Below are 22,824 nucleotides of genomic sequence, written 5' to 3'. Positions count from 1 at the left end.
GCGGGGGCACCTCTCGAGGTCGGTCGATGTCGAGCGAACGCCGGGGCCGCGTGCCCGGTGCGGGCGCGCGACCCCGGCCGGGTCGGTCGAGGCGCCGCGACGCGGCGCCCACGATCACGGGGTCGTCGGGACCTCGATCTCGCCGTCCACGATCTGCTGCTTGTACTCCTCGAGCTCGGACGTGATGTCGTCGATCATGCCCCCGCTGGTGGAGTAGCCCACCCCGTCGACGCTGAGGTCGTAGCGGGTGACGCCCGAGGGCACGTCGCCCTCGGCGACGGCGGCGAGGTACTCGTAGACCGCCACGTCGACGTTCTTGAGCATCGAGGTGATGATGACGTCGCGGACCGAGACGTCAGCGGTCTGGTACTGGTCGGAGTCCACACCGATCGCCATCGCGTCGGAGTCGGACGCCGCCTCGAAGACACCGCCACCGGAACCACCGGCCGCGTGGAAGACCACGTCCGCGCCACCGTCGTACATGCCCTGGGCGGCCGTCTTGCCCTTCGCCGGGTCGGCGAAGCCGCTGAAGTCCGGCGGCTGGGTGAGGTAGGCGGTCTCGACGGTGATGTCGGGGTTGACCGCCTCGGCGCCGGCGATGTACCCGGCCTCGAACTTCTGGATGAGCGGGGTCTCGACGCCGCCGATGAAGCCGATGGTGTCGGTCTCGCTCTTCAGGGCCGCGGCGGCACCGACGAGGAAGGAGCCCTGCTCCTCGGCGAAGACCAGGTTGGCGATGTTGTCGGCCTGCGCGGCCTCGTCGTCGATGATCGCGAAGTTGACGTCGGGGTACTCCTCGGCGACCTTGGCGACCGAGGGCGAGTAGGCGAACCCGACCGCGATGACCGGGTTGTAGCCCGCGTCCGCGAAGGTGCGCAGCCGCTCCTCGCGGGCGGATTCCGCCTCGCCGTCGTCGGCCTCGGACTCCTGCGGCTCGAAGCCGAACTCCTCCACCGCGCGGTCCAGGCCCTTGGCCGCGGAGTCGTTGAAGGACTGGTCGCCACGGCCCCCGACGTCGTAGGCCAGGCCGACCTTGAGGTCGGACCCGCCGTCGCCCGGGTCACCGCCGGTGGTGGGCTCGTCGTCGCTGCCACAGGCCGCGGTGGTCAGGGACAGGACTCCGGCGGTCAGCAGTGCTGCGAACCTGGTGCTGCGTCGCAAGACGCCTCCTCGATGTGCTCTGGGTGGCGCGCCCGTGGACCGGACGCATGACCACGGCGAACCTTAGTCGCCGGAGCCTCCCGGCAGCGCCACGTGACGAAGTTGTTACCCAACGGTTCCCATGGCCGGGCCGCCGGTGCGCACCGCGGCCGCCGCCGCGCCGGCGAGCACCCGCGCTCCCACGGCCACCGCCCGCTCGTCGATCCGCAGGTTGCCCTGGTGCAGGTCGTAGGTCGGCCCGCCGGGCGTCCGCGTCCCGAGCCGGCCCATGGCGCCGGGGACCCGGTCCAGGAACCAGCCGAAGTCCTCACCGCCGAGGCTCTGCTGGGTGAGCACGTGGCCCTCCTCCCCCACGACGTCCTCCACGGCTCCGGTCAGCACCGCGAGGGACGCGGCGTCGTTGACCACCGGGGGCACACCGCGCCGGTAGTCGACGTGGGCGTGGACGCCGTACGGCGCGACGACCTGCTCGATGAGGACCGGCACCAGCTTCTCGGCATCGGCCCAGGCGATCGCGTCGAGCATCCGGACGGTCCCGCCGATCTGGCCGGTGTTCGGGATGACGTTGTGCGCCGAGCCCGACTGCACCATGCCCCAGACCACGCTGACCCCGGCGCGGGGGTCGAGCCGGCGCGACAGGATCGCCGGCAGCTCGGTGACGACCTTGCCCAGCGCGTAGGTGAGGTCCTCGGTCAGGTGCGGCCGGGAGGTGTGCCCGCCCGAGCCGGTCAGGGTGATGTCGAGGTGGTCGGCGGCACCGGTGATCGGTCCCTCGCGCAGCCCCACGTGGCCGACGTCGAGGCTCGGGTCGCAGTGCAGGCCGAAGACCCGACCGACCCCGTCGAGGGCCCCGTGCTCCAGCAGGGAGAGCGCCCCACCCGGCATCACCTCCTCGGCCGGCTGGAAGAGCAGGCGCACCCGCCCCTCGAGCAGGCCGGCGCGGTGGAGGGCGCCGAGGGCCGTGGCCGCTCCGACGAGGCAGGTGGTGTGGACGTCGTGCCCGCACGCATGGGCGACGCCGTCGACCGTGCTGGCCCACGGGTCGCCGGTGGTGTCGGGCACGGGGAGGGCGTCCAGGTCGGCCCGCAGGGCGACGAGCGGCGCTGCGAGGTCGTCGCCGAGGTCCGCGACGAGCCCGGAGCGCGGCATCCGGGTCACCGACCAGCCCGCCGCGGCGACCCGCTCGGCGACCAGGTCGGTCGTCCGCCTCTCGTGCCAGGACAGCTCGGGGTGGGCGTGGAGGTCGCGCCGGAGGTCGACGAGCTCGACCTCGTGCTGCTCGACGACCTCGCGGATCAGCTCGTTCACGTGAGGGGACCTGGACATCAGGGGGACCACGGTAGTTCACCCGGCCCACGCACGGGCGGGCCCCGGCCGTCGGCCGAGGCCCGCTCGCGGTGCGGCGCCTCCCGGGGTGCCGCTCGGTCAGCGCCGGAAGCGCATGACCTTGCCATTCGGCGGGCCGTCCTCGCCCGGCATCACGTTGGTCGTGGCCCACAGGCGGGAGCCCTTGATCTCGAGCGCGGCCGGCATCGCCGCCGTGCGGAGCAGCTGCGGGGTCTCGCTGCCGGCGGCGACCTTCAGGATCCGGCCGGTGAAGAGCTCGCTGACGTAGAGGTCGCCGTTCGGCGCCACTGCCACGCCCGTGGTGCTCACGAAGCCTCCGGCCACCTTGGTCGTCTCGCCGGTCCCGGGGTCCATCCGGTAGACCGCGCCGTTGGCACCGAGGCTGCCGTCCTCCGGTCCCCCGGGAAGGCTGCTGACGTACAGCTGACCGTCCCGGCCGACCTCGACGTCGGTGGGCACGCCCTCGAGCGCCACGGTGTGGCCCACCACGCACTCCGGCAGGTCCAGGGCCTCGGCCGCCTCGGCCGAGACGGGCACCTCGACGGCGGGCAGCGCCCCGACCGGGGTGACCTCGCCGCCTCGGATCTTGAAGATCGCGTTCGCCCCGGCGTCGGCGACGTAGACCGTGCTGCCGGACCGGGCGGTGGCGTACGGGTGCGTCTCGACCACTCCGGGGTAGGGCTGGAGGTACGGCGGCACCTCGCAGTCCTCGGGCAGGTCCGAGAAGCCGTAGGTGACGTCCCCGTCCGGGTTCGTCGCCTCCTCGGCCGCCCCGATGTCGCCGAGGGTGCTGACCTTGCCCTTGCGGAGCTGGCGGACGATGCCGCCCTCGTTCTCGCCCCAGGAGACGGCGAAGGTCACGGTCGGGCCCGTGACGTCGAGCGCGCCGATCTCCCGGCCCTCGGACGCCCTGGCCACGACCTTGGGAGCCTTGCCCTTCTTCACCCTCAGGATGGTGGCCGGGGCGTCCGGACCCATCGGGAAGTTCTGGGAGACGTACGCCGCGCCGTTGTTGCCGACCGCGAGGCTGAGCGGCATCACGAGCCTGTTGGCGACGACCTGAGCGTCGGCGGAGCGCGCCGGTGCGGTGGGAGCGGCCAGGGCGGCGGTCGCCGGGGCGAGGAGAGCGAGGGCCGCGAGCGAGGCGGCGGTGGTGCGGTTCATGGGCAGTCCTTCTCCGGTGGATGAGGACCCGATCCTGACCCGGCCCCAGTCCCGAGGACATGGGTCAGGTGTCCCATCTTCGAAGGACCCGGACGGGTCATCCCGGGACAGGGGCTCTCGCCCACCGGAGCACCGCTCAGCCGTCCCGCCCGCCGTCGTACGCCGCGAGGATCCGGTCGGCCGCCACCGTCGCGGGCAGCTCGCCGGCGAGCACCGCGGCCCGGACCTCCTCGCGCACGGCGCGGACCGCCGGCGAGTGCCGCAGCCGCTGGTCGAGCTCGTCGCGGACCATCGCCCAGGTGAAGTCCAGCTGCTGCTCGGCCCGCTTGCGGGCCAGCCCGTCGCGACCGAGGTGGTCGCGGTGGGCGAGGACGCGGTCCCACAGGTCGTCCACGCCGACGTCGGTGAGGCCCGAGCAGGTCACCACCGGCGGCGACCACTCCTCCATCCCGCGCACCAGGCGCAGCGCGCCGGCGAGGTCCCGCGCGGCCACGCGGGCCTCGCCCTCGCGGTCGCCGTCGGCCTTGTTGACCGCGATGACGTCGGCGATCTCGAGGATGCCCTTCTTGATGCCCTGCAGCTGGTCGCCGGTGCGGGCGAGGGTGAGGAAGAGGAAGGTGTCGACCATCCCCGCGACGGTGACCTCCGACTGGCCGACGCCGACCGTCTCGACCAGCACCACGTCGTACGACGCCGCCTCGAGCACCGCCATCGCCTGCACCGTCGCCCGGGCCACGCCGCCGAGCGTGCCGGCGCTCGGCGAGGGCCGGATGAACGCGGCGGGGTCCGAGGCGAGCCGGCCCATCCGGGTCTTGTCGCCGAGGACGGACCCGCCGGTGCGCACCGAGGACGGGTCCACCGCCAGCACGCCGACCCGGTGCCCGGCCGCGGTGAGGCGGCTGCCGAGCGACTCGATGAAGGTGGACTTCCCGACGCCGGGGACTCCCGAGATGCCGACCCGGACGACCTCCCGGCCCGCCCGTCGGTCGAGCCTGTCGAGGCCGGCCAGCTCGGTCAGGAGCTCGCGGGCGAGCGCCCGGTGCTGGGGTCGCGAGGACTCCACGAGCGTGATCGCCTGCGACACCGCGGCCCGCCGACCGGCACGGACGCCCTCGACGAGGGTGGGGACGTCAGGTGGCATCAGTGACCGAGCTGCTCCCGCAGCCGCGCGAGCAGGTCCAGCGCCGACTCGGCGATGACGGTGCCCGGCAGGAACACCGCAGCGGCGCCCATCTCCAGCAGCGTCGGAACGTCGTCGGGCGGGATCACGCCTCCGATCACCATCATGATGTCGGACCGGCCCTGCTCGGCGAGCGCGTCGCGCAGCGCCGGCAGGAGCGCGAGGTGGCCGGCGGCGAGCGAGGAGACCCCGACGATGTGGACGTCGGCGTCGACCGCCTGCTGGGCGACCTCCTCGGGCGTGGAGAAGAGCGGCCCCACGTCGACGTCGAAGCCCATGTCGGCGAAGGCGGAGACGATCACCTTCTGGCCCCGGTCGTGGCCGTCCTGGCCCATCTTCGCGACCAGGATGCGCGGGCGGCGGCCCTCGGCCTCCTCGAACTCCGCGGTGGCGTCGAGGACCTGCTGCACCAGGGTGCCGCCCTCGCCGGCGCCGGACTCGTCGCGGTACACGCCGCTGATGGTACGGATGACGGCCTGGTGGCGGCCGTAGACCTTCTCCAGCGCCTCGGAGATCTCCCCGACGGTCGCCTTGGCACGGGCGGCGTCCACCGCGAGGGCGAGCAGGTTGCCCTCGAGGCTTCCTCCGCTGGTCGAGCTTGTCGAGACCCCCCGCTCGGCGCTGTTCGTGAGCGCCTCGAGCGCGCGGCGCACGGCGTCGTCGTCGCGCTCGGCCCGGAGCCGCTCCAGCTTGGCGACCTGCTGGCGGTAGACGTCGTCGTTGTCGACCTTGAGGACGTCGAGCTTGTCCTCGGCCGCGAGGCGGTAGGTGTTGACACCGATGACCTTCTGCACCCCGGAGTCGATCCGGGCCTGGGTGCGGGCCGCGGCCTCCTCGATGCGCATCTTCGGGATGCCCTGCTCGATGGCCTTGGCCATGCCGCCGGCCTGCTCGGCCTCCTGGATGTGCGCCCACGCCCGCTCGGCGATGTCGTGGGTCAGCCGCTCGACGTAGTAGGAGCCGGCCCACGGGTCGATGGTCCCGGTCGTGCCGCTCTCCTGCTGCAGCAGGAGCTGGGTGTTGCGAGCGATGCGTGCGGAGAAGTCGGTCGGCAGCGCGATCGCCTCGTCGAGGGCGTTGGTGTGCAGCGACTGGGTGTGGCCCTGGGTGGAGGCCATCGCCTCGATGCAGGTGCGCTGGACGTTGTTGAAGACGTCCTGCGCGGTCAGGGACCAGCCGGAGGTCTGCGAGTGGGTGCGCAGGCTGAGCGACTTCGGGTTCTGCGGGTCGAACTGGCGCACCAGGCGCGACCAGAGCGCGCGGGCGGCGCGCATCTTGGCGACCTCCATGTAGAAGTTCATGCCGATCGCCCAGAAGAAGCTCAGCCGCGGCGCGAACTGGTCGATCGTCAACCCGCTGTCGAGCCCGGCGCGGATGTACTCGACCCCGTCGGCGAGCGTGTAGGCGAGCTCCAGGTCGGCCGTCGCCCCGGCCTCCTGCATGTGGTAGCCGGAGATCGAGATCGAGTTGAACCGCGGCATCCGCTGGCTGGTGAAGGCGAAGATGTCGGAGATGATCCGCATCGACGGCGCCGGCGGGTAGATGTAGGTGTTGCGGACCATGAACTCCTTGAGGATGTCGTTCTGGATGGTCCCTGCGAGCTGCTCCGGCTGCACCCCCTGCTCCTCGGCAGCAGCGATGTAGAGCGCCAGCACCGGCAGCACCGCGCCGTTCATGGTCATCGACACCGACATCTCGTCCAGCGGGATGCCGTCGAAGAGGGTCCGGGTGTCGTAGATCGAGTCGATCGCCACGCCGGCCATGCCGACGTCGCCGCGCACGCGCGGGTGGTCGGAGTCGTACCCGCGGTGGGTCGCCAGGTCGAAGGCGACGCTGAGCCCCTTCTGGCCGGCCGCGAGGTTGCGGCGGTAGAAGGCGTTGGACTCCTCGGCCGTCGAGAAGCCGGCGTACTGCCGGATGGTCCACGGCTGCGTGGTGTACATCGTCGGGTACGGCCCGCGCAGGAACGGGCTGAGCCCCGGGAAGGTGTCCAGCGCGTCGAGGCCCTCGAGGTCGGCCGCGGTGTAGGCGGGCTTGATCTCGATGCCCTCCGGCGAGGTCCACGCCTCGCCGCTCGCCCGGCTGGTCTCGCTGGTCTCGGTCGTCTCGCTGGTCTCGGTCGTCTCGCTGGTCGAGCCTGTCGAGACCAACGGCAGGCCGGCGAAGCTCTTCGGGACGGTCACGTCAGCTGCTCCCTCGTGCGGGTGAGGAACGCGAGGGCGTCGACGCCCATCGCGCAGAAGTCGTCGACCACCTCGTGGACCTCGGTGGTCGAGCTCGCCGAGACCCCGGCGATGACGACGTACCGGGCGCCGGCCTCGCGGAGCCCGGCCACGGCCTGCTCGCCCCACTCGGCGTACGTCGGGTCGGCCCCGGCCAGGCACACGACCGGGCTCCGGCCGTTGGCGTCGTACGCCGCGACGAGCTCGTCGACGTCGGTCGTCGGGCCGGCGACGTCCACGGCGATGCCGCCGGCCGCGAGCAGGTTCGTCGCGAAGGTCGCCCGCGCCGTGTGGCTCGCCACCGGGCCGAGCGTCGCGAGGAAGACGTGCTGGGCGACCGGCGCGTCGCGCAGCTCCTCGAAGGCGGCGCCGTACCGGCGCACCGCGTCCGCGGCCGGGTCGGGCTGCCGCTGGGGCAGCTCCTCGGCGAGGTTCGGGAACTCGCTGAGCCCCGTGATCGGCCGCTTGCGGGTGGCGATCTGGCGCTCCCGGCGGTCGACGGTCTCGGCGACCATGTCGGCGAACGGCTCGCCGTCGTCGAGGCGGCCGAGCACCTCCCAGCCGGCGCGGGCGAGGTCGTCGGTGAGCCGCTCCACGGCGTAGGAGCCGCCGGCCGGGTCGGCGACCTTCGCGACGTGGGACTCCTCGATCAGCAGGTGCGAGGTGTTGCGCGCGATCCGGCGACCGAAGGCGTCCGGGCGGCCCAGCGGGCTGTCGAACGGCAACACCGTGACCGCCTCGGCGCCGCCCGTGCCGGCCGCGAAGGCGGCGACGGTGGTGCGGAGCATGTTGACCCACGGGTCGTACTTGCTCATCATCGGCCGGCTGGTCACCGCGTGCTGGCGCTGCTCGGCCGGCGCGGCCCCGCTCAGCTCGAGCACCCGGGCCCACAACCGGCGCGCCGCACGGAGCTTCGCGATCGTGGGGAACTGCTCGTCGGTCGCCGCGTACCGGAACTCCAGCAGCCCGGCCGCCTCCTCGATGCCGATGCCCGCGCCGGTGAGCACGCGCAGGACCCGGGCGGCCACCCACAGCGAGTAGCCCAGCTCCTGGGCGTCGGACGCGCCGAGGTCGTGGGCGGCGGTCGCGTCGACGACCACGCCGAGCACGCCCTTCTCCAGCGCCAGCCGGGCCACGGCGAGGACGGCCTCCTCGTCGGCCAGCCCGTCCACGCCGAGGTTGGTGCCGGGCGCCGGCTCCGTGTCGCCGAGGTGGGCCAGGAACGCCTCCGCCACCGCCACCGGGGCGGTCGGTGCGTCGAGGACGACCGGCGCGAGGTCGAGCAGCACGCCCTCCAGGAGGGCGGTCAGGTCCGTGTCGGCGGCGGCCTCGACCCACAGTGACGCCACGCCGCCGTCGAGGTCGGCCAGTGCCGCCTCGTTGCCCTCCTTCGCGGGTGCGCCGACGGCGCGGAGGTGGGCCCGGACGTCCCACGGACCGCTGCGGGTGGGGCGACCCGCCGTCGCGAGGCCGTCGAGCAGGGCGGGCGTGCCGAGCGGGGTGACCTCGATGCCGTCCAGCGTGGTGCGGGTCAGCCTGTCCCACACGGCCGTGTCGGGATCGTCCTCCTTGAGGCGGCGCGACTTGCGCAGCACGGCGGCCGCCGCGTGCTCCCAGTCGGCCACCGTCCAGCGGTCGGCCGGATCGGCCAGCTCCAGCGTGCCCTGCTCGGGCTCGAGCCCGGCCGGCTCGTCGAGGCCGCCCTCGACCTCTCCGGCAACAGTCCCCTTGTCCATGGTCGGCACCCTAGGGAGCCGCTCACGCCGCGGCTAGGCAGTGTGACGTTTTCGACCCGGTTCGCCCAGAGGTCCGCTGGTCGTCACCTGCTGTTGCCCCGGGCGGCCGACGGTGGCCAGGTGCGGATCGCGATGGTGACCGAGACCTACTACCCCGCCGTCGACGGGACCACCACGACCGTCAAGGCGGTCGTCGACCGGCTCGTCGACCAGGGCCACGAGGTGCGGCTGGTCGCGCCGGCCCCCGGCCTGGCCGACTACCGCGGCTGCCGCGTGGACCGGGTCGGGCCCCACGACCGGCCCGGCGCCCAGGTCCGGGCGGCCCTCGACGCCTTCCGCCCCGACGTCGTCCACGTCACCTCCCCGGGCCGGCTCGGGCGCAAGGCGCTCAAGCATGCGAGCGCCACCGGCCTCCCGAGCCTCGTGGTCCAGCAGTCGGTCGTGCCGGGCGCCTCGCTCGAGCGCTGGCGCCGCACGGTCGCCGACCGCGCCGACCGGCTCCTCGTCACCTCCGGCTGGCTGGCCGAGCGGCTCGCCGCGGACGGCACCCGGGCCGATGTCTGGTCGCCGGGCGTCGACACGCGGGCCTTCACCCCGGCCCTGCGCGACAGCTGGCTGCACGACCGCTGGGCGCGGGCACGCTCGCCCCAGGGACCGCTCGTGGTCGTGGGGTACGTCGGCAGCCTGCACCGCCGCCACGGCGTACGACGCCTGGCCAGCCTGACCGAGGTCCCCGGCATCCGGCCGGTGCTCGTCGGCGACGGCCCGCAGCGCGACTGGCTGCGCCGCCGGCTTCCCGGCGCGGTGCTCACCGGGGCGCTCGGGCCGGGCGACCTGGCCGTCGCGATGGCCAGCCTCGACGTGCTCGTCCACCCGGGCGAGGAGGAGTCGTGCTGCCACGTCCTGCGCGAGGCCGCCGCGAGCGGCGTACCCGTCGTGGCACCGCGGGCCGGCGGCGCCCGCGAGGTCGTGCGGCCGTTGGAGACCGGCCTGCTGCACGAGCCGGGCGACCCCCTCGGCCCGGCGCGGGCCGTGGCCGTGCTCGCCGGCGACAGGCACCGGGCACTGCTGGGCGAGCGGGCACGGGAGCTCTCGACGGCACGCTCGTGGACCGACGCGGTCGACGAGCTCGTCGAGCAGCACCTGCTCCCGCTCGTCGGCGCCCGTCGCCGCACCGCCGCCTGACCCGCCGGTTGGCAACCGGGTATTTGTCACACCCGGCCGCCGCCCGCGGGGGCACGGTGGGCGGTAGCGTGGCCTCTCGTGGCAACCCCGACCCTCGTCAAGGGGGCGCGCGCGACGCGCTCCACGGTGGCGCTCAAGCTCGTCATGGCCGTGAGCGGCCTCGTCTTCATCGGTTACGTGCTCGCGCACATGTACGGAAACCTGAAGGCGTTCGGCGGGCACGACGCCTTCAACGACTACGCCCACCACCTGCGGGAGTTCGGCGAACCGCTGCTGCCCTACGAGGGCTTCCTCTGGGTGATGCGCGTGCTGCTCATCGTCGCCCTGGTGGCCCACGTGGCCTCAGCGGTGGCGCTGTGGAAGCGCGCGTCGTCGGCGCGCACGGTGAAGTACGCCGTGAAGAAGAACGCGCACTCCTCCCTCTCCTCGCGCACCATGCGCTGGGGCGGGCTGGCGCTGCTGCTGTTCATCGCCTGGCACCTGCTGAACTTCACGGTGCCGAAGGTCAACCCCGCCGGCGGCGAGACCGACGACCCCTTCAACCTCATGGTGGACACCTTCGACGTGTGGTGGATGACGCTCATCTACCTGCTCGCGATGCTGGCCCTCGCCATGCACCTGCACCACGGGACCTTCAGCGCCCTGCAGACCCTCGGCCTCACCAACACCGCCTCCTCGCGGGCCCGCGCCAAGCAGGCCGGCTGGGTGCTCGCGGTCGTGGTCGCCGGCGGTTTCTCGCTGGTCCCCCTGTCCGTCCTCGCCGGCATCATCGAGAAGTAAGGGAACGCCACCATGGCCGCCCACGACGGCTCCTCGCCGCTCAACCAGCCCTCCCACCAGGTCTCCGACGACGCCCGCGGCTACTACACGCCGGGCGAGCCGCTGGTCGACCCGGTCGCGCCCGTCGGCCCGATCGAGCGCCGGTGGAGCCAGCGCAAGTTCGACAACCGCCTGGTCAACCCCGCCAACCGCCGCAAGCTCGACGTGATCATCGTGGGCACCGGCCTGGCCGGTGGCTCGGCCGCCGCGACCATGGGCGAGCAGGGCTACAACGTCAAGGTCTTCTGCTACCAGGACTCCCCCCGCCGCGCGCACTCGATCGCGGCCCAGGGCGGCATCAACGCGGCGAAGAACTACAAGGAGGACGGCGACTCGATCCACCGCCTCTTCTACGACACCGTCAAGGGCGGTGACTACCGCTCCCGCGAGTCGAACGTCTACCGCCTCGCCGAGGTCAGCGCGAACATCATCGACCAGTGCGTCGCGCAGGGCGTGCCGTTCGCCCGCGAGTACGGCGGCCTGCTCGACAACCGCTCCTTCGGCGGCGTGCAGGTCTCCCGGACCTTCTACGCCCGCGGCCAGACCGGCCAGCAGCTGCTCATCGGCGCCTACCAGGCACTGGAGCGCCAGGTGGCGGCCGGCACCGTCACCCAGTACACCCGCCACGAGATGCTCGAGCTGGTCATGGTCGACGGCAAGGCGCGCGGCATCATCGCGCGCAACATGGTGACCGGCGAGATCGAGACGCACCTCGCCGACGTCGTGGTCCTCGCCTCCGGCGGCTACGGCAACGTCTTCTACCTCTCCACCAACGCGATGGGGTCGAACGTCACCGCGACGTGGCGCGCGCACCGCAAGGGCGCCTACATGGCCAACCCCTGCTACACGCAGATCCACCCCACCTGCATCCCCGTCTCCGGCCAGCACCAGTCGAAGCTGACGCTGATGTCGGAGTCGCTGCGCAACGACGGCCGGATCTGGGTGCCGAAGCGCAAGGAGGACTGCGACAAGGACCCGCGGGACATCCCCGAGGAGGACCGCGACTACTACCTGGAGCGGATCTACCCCTCCTTCGGCAACCTGGTCCCCCGCGACATCGCCTCCCGCCAGGCGAAGAACGTCTGCGACGAGGGTCGCGGCGTCGGCCCGATGGTCGGCGACTTCCGCCGGGGCGTCTACCTCGACTTCGCCGACGCGATCAAGCGTCTCGGCCGCTCGGCCGTCGAGGCCAAGTACGGCAACCTCTTCGACATGTACGCCCGGATCACCGGCGAGGACCCGTACGAGACCCCGATGCGGATCTACCCCGCGGTCCACTACGTCATGGGCGGGCTGTGGGTCGACTACCACCTGCAGTCCACGATCCCCGGCCTCTTCGTGACCGGTGAGGCGAACTTCTCCGACCACGGCGCCAACCGCCTGGGCGCCTCCGCGCTGATGCAGGGCCTGGCCGACGGCTACTTCGTCCTGCCGAACACCATCCGCGAGTACCTCGCCGACGGCCCGTTCGAGCGCATCGACGAGTCGCACCCGGCCGTGGCCGAGGCCCGGGCGAGCGTCGAGGAGCGGATCCAGAAGTTCCTCTCCATCAACGGCACCCGCTCCGCCGACAGCTTCCACCGCGAGCTCGGCAACATCATGTGGGAGTACTGCGGCATGGAGCGCTCGGAGGAGGGCCTGCGCAAGGCGATCGACATGATCCGCGAGCTCAAGGCCGCCTTCTGGTCCGACCTGCGGGTGCTGGGCACCAACGAGAGCATCAACCAGAGCCTGGAGAAGGCCGGCCGGGTCGCTGACTTCATCGAGCTCGGCGAGCTGATGTGCATCGACGCGCTGAACCGCCGGGAGTCCTGCGGCGGCCACTTCCGCGCCGAGTCGCAGACCGAGGACGGCGAGGCGCTGCGCCACGACGACGAGTTCGCCTACGTCGCGGCGTGGGAGTGGGGCGGCGAGGACGGCCAGCCCGTGCTGCACAAGGAAGACCTGATCTACACGGCCATCGAGATGAAGCAGCGGAGCTACAAGTGAGACTGACCCTCAACATCTGGCGCCAGCCGGACGCGGCTTCGCCCGGAGCCCTGCAGAAGTACGAGCTCGACGAGGTCTCCGAGGACATGAGCTTCCTCGAGATGCTCGACGTGCTCAACGAGAACCTCAACGCCCAGGGCGAGGAGCCGATCGCCTTCGACCACGACTGCCGTGAGGGCATCTGTGGCACCTGCGGGCTGATGATCAACGGCGAGGCGCACGGCCCGGAGGTCACCACGACCTGCCAGCTGCACATGCGCTCGTTCAAGGACGGCGACGAGATCACCGTCGAGCCGTGGCGCTCCGACGTGTTCCCGGTGCTGCGCGACCTCCTCGTCGACCGCTCCGCCTTCGACCGGATCATCCAGGCCGGCGGCTACGTGTCGGTCAACACCGGCGCCGCCCCCGAGGCGCACGCCGTGCCGGTCGAGAAGAAGAAGGCCGACCGCTCCTTCGACGCCGCCACCTGCATCGCGTGCGGAGCCTGCGTCGCGGCCTGCCCCAACGGCTCGGCGTCGCTCTTCATGGGCGCCAAGCTCACCCACCTCGGCGAGCTGCCGCAGGGCCAGCCGGAGCGCTACGACCGCGTCGTCAACATGGTCGCCCAGCACGACCACGAGGGCTTCGGCGGCTGCACCAACATCGGCGAGTGCACCGCCGCGTGCCCCAAGGAGATCCCGCTCGACGTGATCTCCCAGCTCAACAAGGACCTGCGTACCGCGTTGAAGCAGGGCCGCTGAGGCTGAGCCGCCGTTGACGGAGTCCCCGGTTCCCCGGGGACTCCGTCGGCGCCGCCTCACCGCCGCACGCGGACGTCGATCTCCTCCGCGAGCTGGCCGGCCGGGAGCAGGAACGGCGTGCTGGGGACGACGAGGTCCGGAGCCGCACCCTTGCGGTCCACCCGCACCCCGGCCGGTCGCCCGCTGTGCACCTCAGCACCGTGCAGCGTGAAGCCGGGTGACTCGATCCGGTCGGCGTCGATGATCGCCACCCACCCCCACAGACCACCGCGGTCGCCGTCCAGCCGCGCGAGACCGGACGCGGGGGCAGGCGCCCCGTCACCGGCGCGCCACGAGCGCCGCGACACCGAGGTGGACCGCGGCGGGGAGGACGATCGCGGGCACGGCCGTAGCCTGCCACGCGGTCGCCTCGCCTGCCGCCGGAGTGCCCCGATCGCAGGCCGGGCTAGCCCCCGACCGTCGACGTCCGCTGCTCGTCGGCGTGCCGCAGCGCCCGGAGCCCGAGCCGGCCGAGGACGAGGCCGATCGCCACGTTGACCACGATCAACACCGTGTGCGCGACCCAGTAGCCCGTCGGGCGGTCCTCCCCCTCGGCGTACGCCGCCCACAGGTTGCGCGTGAACATCGCGTACGTCAGGAGGTTCCAGACCGCCACCCCGAGCAGCAGCCAGGCGTGCCGCCGTTCCAGCCTCATGCCGACCTCACCGATCTCTCCGATCTCTTCCTCCTCACCCAGGCGACCAGCCCCAGGGCGGTCGCGCCACCGGCCGCGAACGGCGCGACCACAGCCCCCGCCCGGCGGTGCTGGCGGAGCAGCTCCTCGGGCGTCGGCGTCCGCGGGCCCTGCACCGCGCCGGGCGGCAGGCGACGTCGCCGCGCCGCGACCGCCGCGGGTGAGGTGTACGCGAACGCAGCCGAGTACAGCACGATCCGGGAGAAGTAGTTGATCCAGACCACGAGGATGAGCGCGATGCCGAACGCCTGGAAGGCCGGCTGGTTCTTCGTGGCCGCCAGCAGGTAGCTCGAGAGCTGCTTGAGCACCTCGAAGGCCAGCGCGCCCAGCAGCGCCCCGCGCCACAGGGACGACCGCGGCAGGTGCGGGCGGGCGAGCATCCGGAAGGCCACGTAGAACAGCACGGCGTTGGCGACGATGCCGAAGCCCACGGTGAGCAGCCTGACCAGCCAGCTGCGCCCGACGTCGAGCTGCGCCCACAGCAGGAGGTCCTCGGCGAACCGGCCCACGAAGCTGGTGAGCACGACGGCGACGAACAGCAGCGTCCCGATGACCGGCAGGGTCATCAGGTCCCGCAGCTTGCCGCCGAGGAAGCCGAGCCACTCGGTCTCCGGCACCTGGAAGACCGCTTGGAGGGCGGCCCGCATCGCCGAGAGCCAGCCCAGGCCGGTGTAGAGGACGGCCGCCAGGCTCAGCAGCGCGGCCCACCCGGAGAAGGTGCGGATGTCCTGCAGCGAGAGCTGCCCCTCCTCCTGGCCGATGATGCTGGGCAGGACCGACGTGATGACAGTCCGGAGGTGGACGTTGGCGTCCGGCCACACCTCGGAGACGAGACCGACGACGAAGAAGGAGAGCGCGAGCAGCGGGAAGAACGCGAGGAAGGCGTAGTAGGTCATCGCACCGGCCTGCTGGGAGGCGCGGACCGATCCGTAGTGCTCCTGCACCCGCACCAGGCGGTCGACGAACGGCCGACGACGGCGCACGCCGGCGACACCGCCGGCGATCCGGTCCATCATCGACATGCCCGCCCGGTACCCACCACCCCCGCGACCTGCGCAGACAGCGGACGGATCGGGTGGACGGACCGGGGGCGGTCGAGCCGGGTCAGGGGCCGGTGAGGGGGAACGCCCGGTCGGCCTGCCAGCCCTGCACCTCGTGGTGGACGTAGAGGTGGAACTCCTCGACCACGAACTCGCAGTCGAAGCCGCCGAGGTCCTCGAAGGCCCGGTCGAGCCGCTCCTCCGCGAGGTGGTGGGCGACGGTGACGTGCGGGTGGTACGGGAAGCTGAGGTCGACCGCCAGCGGTCCCCGGCGCAGCGCCGCCGCGAGCTGCTCGCACTGCGAGATGCCCTCGACGAGGGAGACGAAGACGACCGGCGAGACGGGGCGGAACGTGCCGGTCCCCCGCAGGTGGACGCGGTACGGCGCCCGCCCGGCCGCCACCGCGTCGAGGTGCTCGACGACGCCCGGCACCTCCTCCTCGCGCAGCTCGGTCGGCGGCACCAACGTGATGTGGGTCGGGATCATCGTCGCCGTCGCGTCACCCAGGCTGCTCCGGTAGTCCTGCAGCTGGGTGCCCCAGGGCTCAGGGATCGCGACGGCGACCCCGATCGTCGGCATGCCTCGACCCTACTGGCCGGCCGCCACGAAGCCCACGCGCTGGTAGACGTCGCCCAGCGTCGCCTCCGCCACCGCACCCGCCGTCTCCGCGCCCCGGCGCAGCACGTCGTCGAGGTGCGCCCGGTCGTCGAGGAGGGCCAGCGTGCGGTCGCGGAACGGCGTCACGAAGTCGACGACGATCTCGGCCAGCTCCTTCTTCAGGTCGCCGTAGCCGCGACCGGCGTACTGCTCCTCCAGGGCCTCGATGTCGGTGCCGGTGAGCGCGGAGTGGATGGTGAGCAGGTTGCTGATCCCCGGTTTCTCGTCGACGTCGAACCGGATCTCGGACCCTGAGTCGGTCACGGCCGAGCGCACCTTCTTGGCGCTGACCTTGGGGTCGTCGAGCATGTCGATGATGCCGCTGGGCGCGGACGACGACTTGGACATCTTCCGGGTCGGGTCCTGCAGGTCCGCGATCTTCCCGGTCGCCTTGAGGATGTAGGGCTCCGGCAGCCGGAAGGTCTTCTGGTAGCGGCTGTTGAACCGCTGGGCCAGGTCGCGGGTGAGCTCGAGGTGCTGGCGCTGGTCCTCGCCCACCGGCACGTAGTGGGGCCGGTAGAGCAGGATGTCGGCGGCCTGGAGGACGGGGTAGGTGAAGAGGCCGACGCTCGCGGCCCCCTCCCCCTGCTTGGCCGACTTGTCCTTGAACTGCGTCATCCGCCGCGCCTCGCCGAAGCCGGTGAGGCACTGCAGCACCCAGCCCAGCTGCGCGTGGGCGGGCACCTGGGACTGGACGAAGATCGCCGCCCGGTCCGGGTCCACACCGGCGGCGAGCAGCTGCGCCGCGGCCCGCAGGGTGCGCTCGCGGAGGACCTTCGGGTCCTGCTCGACGGTGATCGCGTGCAGGTCGGCGATGAAGAAGAACGGCTGGTGGTCCTCCTGCAGGGTCACCCATTGCCGCAGTGCGCCGAGGTAGTTGCCGAAGTGGAACGAGTCGGCCGTCGGCTGGATGCCGGAGAGCACGCGCGGGCGGGAGGTGGACATGGGGACCATCCTCCCCGACACGGGGTACGGGTCGTGCATGTGGTTCGACTCCTGGTCCGATGTCCTTCGCGTGGTCCTCGTGGGCGCCGCGGCCTACGCCTTCGTCGTGCTGGCCCTGCGCACCTCCGGCAAGCGCACGCTCACCAAGCTCAACGCCTTCGACCTGGTGGTCACGGTCGCCTTCGGTTCGACGCTCGCCACGATCTTCCTCAGCAGCGAGGTGGCGTGGGTCGAGGGCGCCACGGCCCTCGCGCTGCTCTGCGCGCTGCAGTACGTCGTCGCGAAGGTCACGTCGTGGTTCCCGGTCACCCGCCGCGCCCTCACCGCGGGCCCCACGCTGCTCCTGCGTGACGGCGAGCCGCTGATGGACACGATGCGCCAGCAGCGGGTCAACCTCGACGAGCTCCGGCAGGCGGTGCGGGCGACCGGCACCGGCAGCCTCGCGAAGGTCGCGGCCGTCGTGCTCGAGAGCGACGGCACCATGAGCGTCATCTCCAGCGAGAAGATGGGTGACGGATCGGCACTGGAAGGCGTGCCTCAGGTCGCGCGCTGAACCCGGCGGTGCTCGGCCCGCTGGTCCGCCGCCGACCACAGCAGGATGGCGACGCCGAGCACGGAGAGCCCTGCGCCGACGAGCGCCGGCGCCCGGTAGCCGAGGCCGGCGGCGATGACCAGCCCACCCAACCAGGCTCCCATCGCGTTGGCGATGTTGAGGGCGGCGTGGTTCATCGCCGCACCCAGCGTCACCGCGTCGCCGGCGACGTCCATCAGCCGCACCTGCAGGTTGGTCACCAGCACCGACCCGAGGGCCGTGATGGTGAAGACGACCGGCAGCAGCCACCAGCCCAGCGGCGCCACGGCCCAGAAGACCACCATGACGACGGCCGACCCGATGCCTGACCAGATCAACGAGCGGAAGACCGACCAGGCGGCCAGCTCACCGCCCAGCCAGGTGCCGGCGACCATGCCGAGACCGAAGGCGAGCAGGAAGAAGGGCACCGCTCCGCGACCGAGTCCCCCGACGTCGGTGACCGTCGTGGCGATGTAGGAGTACACGGCGAACATGCCGCCGAAGCCGACCGCCCCCGCAGCCATCGTCAGCCACACCTGGCGCCGGCGGAAGAAGTCGCGGGCCTCGCGTCGCCCGGTGGTCTCCTTGTCGCCGGGCACGGACGGGACGAAGGCCAGCACGAGCGCCATCGTGAGCGCCGCCAACGCCGCGGTGATGAGGTACGCCGCGCGCCAGCCGAGGTTCTGCCCCACCCAGGTGGCTGCCGGGACGCCGACCACGTTGGCGACGCTGAGGCCGAGCATCACGCTGGCGATCGCTCGTCCGCGCCGCTCCGGCGCTGCCAGGCTGGCGGCGACGAGGCTGGCCACACCGAAGTACGCGCCGTGGGGCAGGCCGTCGAGGAACCGTGCCACGACGAGCATCCCGTAGCCGGTGGCGACCGCGCTGAGCAGGTTGAACACGGCGTAGGCGCCCATCAGCCCGACCAGGAGTCCACGGCGGGGCAGACGGGCGGCGAAGAAGGAGAGGATCGGCACACCGACCACCACGCCGAGCGCGTACGCCGAGATGACGTGGCCGGCCTGGGGCTCCGACACCCCGATGCCCTCCGCGATCTGCGGCAGCAGCCCCATGGTGACGAACTCGGTGGTGCCGATGGCGAAGCCACCCACGGCGAGTGCGAGCACGGCCAGCACCAGCGGCCGACCACTGGGGCGATGGTCGACGGGAGCGGGGGCGGCGGTCGCGGTCATGGGGCCTTCCGGTCGGGTGCGGACCCATCGTCCAACTGCGCCCCGCCCGCTGCCTATTCCGAGGTCCGGCGCGGCGTGGTGCGGCTCACCCGCCCCTCAGCAGACGGTGGCGAGAGCCTCCAACGCGCGGTCGAGCTCGCGCTGCCCCTCCTCGACGGCGACCTCGTCGACCCGGGTGCCGTCGGCGGCCTGCCGAGCCTCGACGAGCAGCCCGTCGACCGCCTCCCGGGCGCGCTGGACCTGGGTCTGCGCCTCACCCTCGAGCTGCTGCGCGGCGCCGTCGAGCACCCCGGCCAGCGCGCGCAGCTCCCGCTCGGCCGCCTGCGGGTTGGCGCCGATGTCCTTCGCCACCTGGCGGACGCGGTCCTCGGCGTCGGCCACCGCCTGCTGAGCGACGGCACAGCCTGCCTGGCCAGCGGCGTCGCGGGCAATCTCCTCCGCCTCCGCGCAGCCGGGAAGGGCCAGCACGGTGAGCAGGGCGGCGGTCGACATCAGGGGGCGCACACCGGTGGAACCTACCGGCTGTCCGGTCGCGGCCGGACCCCTCACCCGGCGAGGTGCCCCCACGTCCGTGACAGCTCGGACCACGGGCCGACGGCGGCGACCGCCCCGTTGGCGAGGACCACGACCCGGTCGGCCCGGGCCAGCGCCGAGCGCTTCGACGTCGCACCGACGACCGTCGTGCCGCGGCGCCGCAGGGCCTCCCACAGCTCCACCTCCGTCGCCGCGTCCAGCGCGCTCGAGACGTCGTCGGCCAGCAGCAGCTCGGCGTCGGTCGCCAGGGCGCGGGCCAGGGCCAGCCGCTGGACCTGCCCCCCGGAGAGCCGTACGCCGCGGTGCCCGACGAGGGCGTGCGGCCCCCCGGCCTCGTCGACGTCGGTGTGCAGCCGGGCGTCGGTCACCGCCGTGTCGAGCCCGCGGTCGGTGGCGTGGTCGAGCAGGACGTTGTCGGCGAAGCTGCCCGAGAGCACGCGGGGCACCTGGGCCACGTGCGCCACCTGCCCCGGCCGCAGGAAGACCTCGGCGTCCTCGACCTCCGCGCCGTTCCAGCGGATCGACCCGGTGTGGTCGACCAGGCCGGCGAGCGCGGCCAGCAGGCTGCTCTTGCCCGACCCCACCTGGCCGAGCAGCAGGACCAGCTCGCCGGAGGAGACGGTGAGGTCGACACCGGCCACCCCGAGCGTCCCGTCGTCGTGGACGGCGCCCACGTCCCGCAGCTCGAGGGTGCGCAGGGGCTCCCGCGGCGCGGGCTCCGGCGCGGGGGCGGTGCCCTGCACCAGGTCGACCCCGGACGGCAGCGTCATCAGGTCGGCTCCGCCGGCCAACCGGCTGGTGGCCCGCTGCCAGGAGCGCGTGCCCGGGGCCTCGGTGATGACCGATCCGGCCACCCGGCCGAACCAGTCGAAGCCGTTGACCGCCGAGGCGACGAGCAGCGCGGTGGCCAGCCCCCAACCACCCGCCACCAGCACCGCCCACGCCGCGACCACGCCGCACTGCACGACCACGACGGGCACGCCGTCGAGGGCCGCCTGGACCCGGTGCTCGCGGACGGCGGCGTCGACGCGGCCGGAGTCGACCCGTCCGAGGTGGCGGCGGACGGCCGGTGTCGCCGCGGCGAGCTTGACGGTGCGCACGCAGTCGAGGACGGAGACCAGCGACCGGCCGAAGGAGGCGCGGGCGCGCGAGGCCTCGGCGGCCGAGCGCCCGGCGACCGGGCGTCCCGCCGAGGAGGCGAGGGCCGAGGCGACCATGACGGCGAGCAGGACACCACCGGCCAGGAGGCTCCTGGCCGCGAGGGTGGTGACCACGACGATGACCAGGCCGTTGCCCAGGTCGACCCACCGGTCGGCGTACCGCGCGTAGCGGTCCGCGTCCATGGTGCGGGCGACCACCTCGCCCGGCGGCGTGCGGTGCAGCCGCCGCTGGCGGGTCTGGCCCACCAGCACCGACAGGCGGGTGCGGAGCAGCACCGCGACCCACCAGTGGGGGTATCGCAGGAAGGCGGCCGTGATGGCGAGCGGCGCCGTGAGCAGGCTGACCACCACCACCGCGGTGAGGGCCAGCGGCGTGCCGCCGTCGGAGAGGTCGGCGACGATCCGGCCCCACGCCCAGCCGGTCAGCGTCCCGAACGCGCCCGTCACCGAGGCCACCAGGAAGAGCGCCGCGCCGGCGAGGCCCCAGCCGGGGTGGATGCCGAGGGCGTGGGCGATGCCGCGGGTCAGGCTGGGCCCGTCGCCGGGCTCCGGCCGCACCGGGGGCGGCCCGCTCCGGCGGGCCCCGCCGACGGCGGCCGGCCCGTCGGGGGCGCCGTCGGTGGCCGCCCCGCCGGCGGCCGGGAGCGCGCTGGTCTCCCGCACGGCGTCCGCGTCGCCCGAGCGCAGCAGCTCCCGGAAGGGTCCCGGCACCGCCGCGAGCTCCTCGTGCGGACCCTGCTGGACCACCCGGCCGTGGTCGAGCACCGCGACCAGGTCGGCGCGCTGCACCGTGCCGAGCCGGTGGGCGACCAGCAGCCCGGTGCGCCGGGCGAGAAGGCGGTCGGCCGCGCGGACGACGAGCTCCTCCGTGACCGGGTCCATCCGGGCGGTGGCCTCGTCGAGGACGACCACACGGACGTCGCGGACCAGCAGCCGCGCGAAGGCCACGAGCTGCTCCTCGCCGGCGGAGAGGGTGGTGCCGCCCGGCCCCAGCCTGGTCTCCAGCCCGTCGGGCAGGCCGGCGACCCACGCCTCGAGCCCCAGCTCGGCCACGGCCCGGGCCACCCGTCCGGGCTCCACGTCGATGAAGAGGGCGATGTTCTCGGCGAGCGTGCCGGCGAGGATCTCGGTGCGCTGGGTCACCACGCCCACCGCTGCGCGCAGCTGCTGCAGGTCGAGGTCGAGCACGTCGACCCCGCCGACGAGCACCGAGCCCGGCTCCGGCTCGACGGCTCGGGACACCAGCGCCGCGAGCGTCGACTTCCCGGACCCGGTGCGGCCGACGAGGGCACACGTGCGGTCGGCCGGGACGAGCACGTCGACCCCCTCGAGCGCGAACCGCCCCTCCTCGTAGGCGAAGTGCAAGTCCCGGAACCACACCTCGAGCGGCCCGTCCGGCACGGGCAGGCCGCCCTCCGGCTCCGGTGGCGCCTCGAGCAGCTGGCGCAGGCGCACCAGGGCGCCCAGCCCGGCCTGCAGGTCGGGCAGGTGCTGGGCGAGGTTGTTGACTTGGCCGACGAAGGTCGAGGTGACCAGGAAGAGCGTGACCAGCTGCGCGACGGACATGCCCTCGGTGGCCGTCAGCGCCACGCCGGCCACGACGACGGCGACGAGCAGTCCGTGGAGCAGCAGGCCGGCCCGCCGGACCAGCCTCGTCTCCGCCTCCAGCACCGAGCCCAGCCGGCGGTGGACCTCGGCGGAGAGCGCCGCGACCCGACGTACGACGTGGGCCTGGCCGAGGCTGGTGCGCAGGTCGTCCCGGCCGGCGATGCCCTCCTCCAGCGCAGCGGCGTGGTCGGTCCAGGCGACCTCCTCGAGGACCTTCCGGCGCGAGATCTCCGGCAGCAGCGGCCGGACCGCGACCACCGCCACCGCGGTCACCGCAGGCAGGAGCAGCCAGGCCGGCCACCAGGTGAGCCCGGCGACGACCCACATCGGCAGGGTGGCGAAGAGGGTGCGCATCGCGTCCCACACCTGCCGACGGACGAGGACGCCCACCTCGTAGGTGTCGTCGTCGACCCGGTCGAGCACCTCGCCGACGGCCTGGTCGTGCAGCCGCCCGAGTGGTTGCCGCAGGGCGGCGTCGACCAGGTCGGCGCGGAGCCGCCCCTCGGCCCGGTCCGCGACCCCCGCCCAGACGACCCGGCCGGCGGAGTCGAGCGCGGCCGCGCCGACGACGCAGGCGGCGAGGAGCAGCACCAGCTCGACGGTGGGGTCGGCGGCCAGCCGACCGGCCACCACGGTGCCCAGCGCCTGCCCCACCGCAGCCACGAAGAGCGCCACCAACGCCGCCAGCGCCACGCCCGAGCGCAGCCGTCGCCAGTCGACGACCCGGGAGGGGTCGGGCGGGCCCGGCGGCCCGGTGCCCGGGTCGGCTCCGCCTGCCGGGCGGGCGCGGTCGGCGGTTGCGCTGGTCACGGTCATCGACGACGACGCTAGACGTCGCC

19 protein-coding genes are annotated in these 22,824 nt (G+C 73.2%); 5 read left to right on the top strand and 14 right to left on the bottom strand.

Going from position 1 to position 22,824, the window contains the following annotated elements:
- Positions 1–114 precede the first annotated feature (114 nt).
- The 6 genes from ACSMHG_RS08175 to ACSMHG_RS08150 all read right to left on the bottom strand — a co-directional run bounded on the left by ACSMHG_RS08175 (position 115) and on the right by ACSMHG_RS08150 (position 8,810).
- Positions 115–1,161 (bottom strand): BMP family lipoprotein, encoded by a 1,047-nt coding sequence (locus ACSMHG_RS08175; protein WP_435743540.1) that lies wholly within the window; start codon positions 1,159–1,161, stop codon positions 115–117.
- 105 nt (positions 1,162–1,266) lie between these two features.
- Complete coding sequence (locus tag ACSMHG_RS08170) at positions 1,267–2,487, bottom strand: amidohydrolase (protein WP_435743538.1); 1,221 nt, start codon at positions 2,485–2,487, stop codon at positions 1,267–1,269.
- Between the two features lie 99 nt (positions 2,488–2,586).
- On the bottom strand, positions 2,587–3,672 hold the full coding sequence (locus ACSMHG_RS08165) for a ScyD/ScyE family protein (RefSeq protein ID WP_435743536.1): 1,086 nt from the start codon (positions 3,670–3,672) through the stop codon (positions 2,587–2,589).
- A gap of 136 nt (positions 3,673–3,808) precedes the next feature.
- Positions 3,809–4,813, bottom strand: coding sequence for a methylmalonyl Co-A mutase-associated GTPase MeaB (meaB, locus tag ACSMHG_RS08160; RefSeq protein WP_435743534.1), 1,005 nt, complete (start codon positions 4,811–4,813; stop codon positions 3,809–3,811).
- On the bottom strand, positions 4,813–7,035 hold the full coding sequence (scpA, locus tag ACSMHG_RS08155) for a methylmalonyl-CoA mutase (RefSeq protein ID WP_435743532.1): 2,223 nt from the start codon (positions 7,033–7,035) through the stop codon (positions 4,813–4,815). Before scpA ends, meaB begins: the two co-directional genes overlap by 1 nt.
- Positions 7,032–8,810, bottom strand: coding sequence for a methylmalonyl-CoA mutase family protein (locus tag ACSMHG_RS08150; protein WP_435743530.1), 1,779 nt, complete (start codon positions 8,808–8,810; stop codon positions 7,032–7,034). The genes scpA and ACSMHG_RS08150 overlap by 4 nt, the downstream gene beginning before the upstream one ends.
- A gap of 120 nt (positions 8,811–8,930) precedes the next feature.
- Here ACSMHG_RS08150 and ACSMHG_RS08145 point away from each other — a divergent pair, with 120 nt between their 5' ends.
- The 4 genes from ACSMHG_RS08145 to ACSMHG_RS08130 all read left to right on the top strand — a co-directional run bounded on the left by ACSMHG_RS08145 (position 8,931) and on the right by ACSMHG_RS08130 (position 13,543).
- Positions 8,931–9,995 carry a glycosyltransferase gene (locus tag ACSMHG_RS08145; RefSeq protein WP_435743528.1) on the top strand — a complete coding sequence of 355 codons (1,065 nt, stop codon included), beginning with the start codon at positions 8,931–8,933 and terminating at the stop codon, positions 9,993–9,995.
- 78 nt (positions 9,996–10,073) lie between these two features.
- Positions 10,074–10,775, top strand: a complete 702-nt coding sequence (locus ACSMHG_RS08140; protein WP_435743526.1) for a succinate dehydrogenase cytochrome b subunit — start codon at positions 10,074–10,076, stop codon at positions 10,773–10,775.
- A gap of 12 nt (positions 10,776–10,787) precedes the next feature.
- Positions 10,788–12,803, top strand: a complete 2,016-nt coding sequence (locus ACSMHG_RS08135) for a fumarate reductase/succinate dehydrogenase flavoprotein subunit (protein WP_435743524.1) — start codon at positions 10,788–10,790, stop codon at positions 12,801–12,803.
- The gene (locus tag ACSMHG_RS08130) at positions 12,800–13,543 is read left to right on the top strand and encodes a succinate dehydrogenase/fumarate reductase iron-sulfur subunit (RefSeq protein WP_435743522.1); all 744 of its coding nucleotides are present in this window, start codon (positions 12,800–12,802) and stop codon (positions 13,541–13,543) included. Before ACSMHG_RS08135 ends, ACSMHG_RS08130 begins: the two co-directional genes overlap by 4 nt.
- A 56-nt stretch (positions 13,544–13,599) precedes the next feature.
- Here the strand turns inward: ACSMHG_RS08130 and ACSMHG_RS08125 are convergent, their stop codons facing one another.
- The 5 genes from ACSMHG_RS08125 to trpS form a co-directional block, all read right to left on the bottom strand.
- Positions 13,600–13,794, bottom strand: coding sequence for a hypothetical protein (locus tag ACSMHG_RS08125; protein ID WP_435743520.1), 195 nt, complete (start codon positions 13,792–13,794; stop codon positions 13,600–13,602).
- A gap of 194 nt (positions 13,795–13,988) precedes the next feature.
- Positions 13,989–14,237 (bottom strand): SCO4848 family membrane protein, encoded by a 249-nt coding sequence (locus tag ACSMHG_RS08120; RefSeq protein ID WP_435743518.1) that lies wholly within the window; start codon positions 14,235–14,237, stop codon positions 13,989–13,991.
- Positions 14,234–15,298, bottom strand: coding sequence for a YihY/virulence factor BrkB family protein (locus ACSMHG_RS08115; protein WP_435743516.1), 1,065 nt, complete (start codon positions 15,296–15,298; stop codon positions 14,234–14,236). The genes ACSMHG_RS08120 and ACSMHG_RS08115 overlap by 4 nt, the downstream gene beginning before the upstream one ends.
- Before the next feature lie 82 nt (positions 15,299–15,380).
- Positions 15,381–15,896, bottom strand: coding sequence for a 2'-5' RNA ligase family protein (locus tag ACSMHG_RS08110; RefSeq protein ID WP_435743514.1), 516 nt, complete (start codon positions 15,894–15,896; stop codon positions 15,381–15,383).
- A gap of 9 nt (positions 15,897–15,905) precedes the next feature.
- Entirely contained in the window at positions 15,906–16,919 is a 1,014-nt protein-coding gene (gene trpS / locus ACSMHG_RS08105) for a tryptophan--tRNA ligase (RefSeq protein WP_435743512.1), read from the bottom strand.
- On the opposite strand from trpS, the gene ACSMHG_RS08100 reads away from it, so the two are divergent.
- Positions 16,918–17,472 (top strand): DUF421 domain-containing protein, encoded by a 555-nt coding sequence (locus ACSMHG_RS08100; RefSeq protein WP_435743510.1) that lies wholly within the window; start codon positions 16,918–16,920, stop codon positions 17,470–17,472. The genes trpS and ACSMHG_RS08100 overlap by 2 nt on opposite strands.
- Here ACSMHG_RS08100 and ACSMHG_RS08095 read toward each other — a convergent pair.
- From ACSMHG_RS08095 to ACSMHG_RS08085, 3 genes are all read right to left on the bottom strand, one after another.
- Complete coding sequence (locus tag ACSMHG_RS08095) at positions 17,457–18,683, bottom strand: MFS transporter (protein WP_435743508.1); 1,227 nt, start codon at positions 18,681–18,683, stop codon at positions 17,457–17,459. The two genes, ACSMHG_RS08100 and ACSMHG_RS08095, sit on opposite strands and share 16 nt — an antisense overlap.
- 96 nt (positions 18,684–18,779) lie before the next feature.
- The gene (locus tag ACSMHG_RS08090; RefSeq protein WP_435743506.1) at positions 18,780–19,187 is read right to left on the bottom strand and encodes a hypothetical protein; all 408 of its coding nucleotides are present in this window, start codon (positions 19,185–19,187) and stop codon (positions 18,780–18,782) included.
- Positions 19,188–19,228: 41 nt separating this feature from the next.
- Positions 19,229–22,801, bottom strand: coding sequence for an ATP-binding cassette domain-containing protein (locus ACSMHG_RS08085; RefSeq protein WP_435743504.1), 3,573 nt, complete (start codon positions 22,799–22,801; stop codon positions 19,229–19,231).
- Between the last annotated feature and the right edge of the window lie 23 nt (positions 22,802–22,824).

This window comes from Nocardioides ureilyticus, from assembly GCF_051280745.1.
Taxonomy (GTDB): Bacteria; Actinomycetota; Actinomycetes; order Propionibacteriales; family Nocardioidaceae; genus Nocardioides.
The sequence above is the reverse complement of the archived record's forward strand: the minus strand, read 5'-3'. Positions and strand labels throughout refer to the sequence as shown.

Excerpts from the sequence above, each read along its gene's own strand:
- meaB (WP_435743534.1), bottom strand. The coding sequence starts at position 4,813 with ATGCCACCTGACGTCCCCACCCTCGTCGAGGGCGTCCGTGCCGGTCGG.
- ACSMHG_RS08150 (WP_435743530.1), bottom strand. The coding sequence starts at position 8,810 with ATGGACAAGGGGACTGTTGCCGGAGAGGTCGAGGGCGGCCTCGACGAG.
- ACSMHG_RS08115 (WP_435743516.1), bottom strand. The coding sequence starts at position 15,298 with ATGTCGATGATGGACCGGATCGCCGGCGGTGTCGCCGGCGTGCGCCGT.
- ACSMHG_RS08170 (WP_435743538.1), bottom strand. The coding sequence starts at position 2,487 with ATGTCCAGGTCCCCTCACGTGAACGAGCTGATCCGCGAGGTCGTCGAG.
- ACSMHG_RS08110 (WP_435743514.1), bottom strand. The coding sequence starts at position 15,896 with ATGCCGACGATCGGGGTCGCCGTCGCGATCCCTGAGCCCTGGGGCACC.
- trpS (WP_435743512.1), bottom strand. The coding sequence starts at position 16,919 with ATGTCCACCTCCCGCCCGCGCGTGCTCTCCGGCATCCAGCCGACGGCC.
- ACSMHG_RS08120 (WP_435743518.1), bottom strand. The coding sequence starts at position 14,237 with ATGAGGCTGGAACGGCGGCACGCCTGGCTGCTGCTCGGGGTGGCGGTC.
- ACSMHG_RS08135 (WP_435743524.1), top strand. The coding sequence starts at position 10,788 with ATGGCCGCCCACGACGGCTCCTCGCCGCTCAACCAGCCCTCCCACCAG.
- ACSMHG_RS08085 (WP_435743504.1), bottom strand. The coding sequence starts at position 22,801 with ATGACCGTGACCAGCGCAACCGCCGACCGCGCCCGCCCGGCAGGCGGA.
- ACSMHG_RS08100 (WP_435743510.1), top strand. The coding sequence starts at position 16,918 with ATGGGGACCATCCTCCCCGACACGGGGTACGGGTCGTGCATGTGGTTC.
- ACSMHG_RS08095 (WP_435743508.1), bottom strand. The coding sequence starts at position 18,683 with ATGACCGCGACCGCCGCCCCCGCTCCCGTCGACCATCGCCCCAGTGGT.
- ACSMHG_RS08165 (WP_435743536.1), bottom strand. The coding sequence starts at position 3,672 with ATGAACCGCACCACCGCCGCCTCGCTCGCGGCCCTCGCTCTCCTCGCC.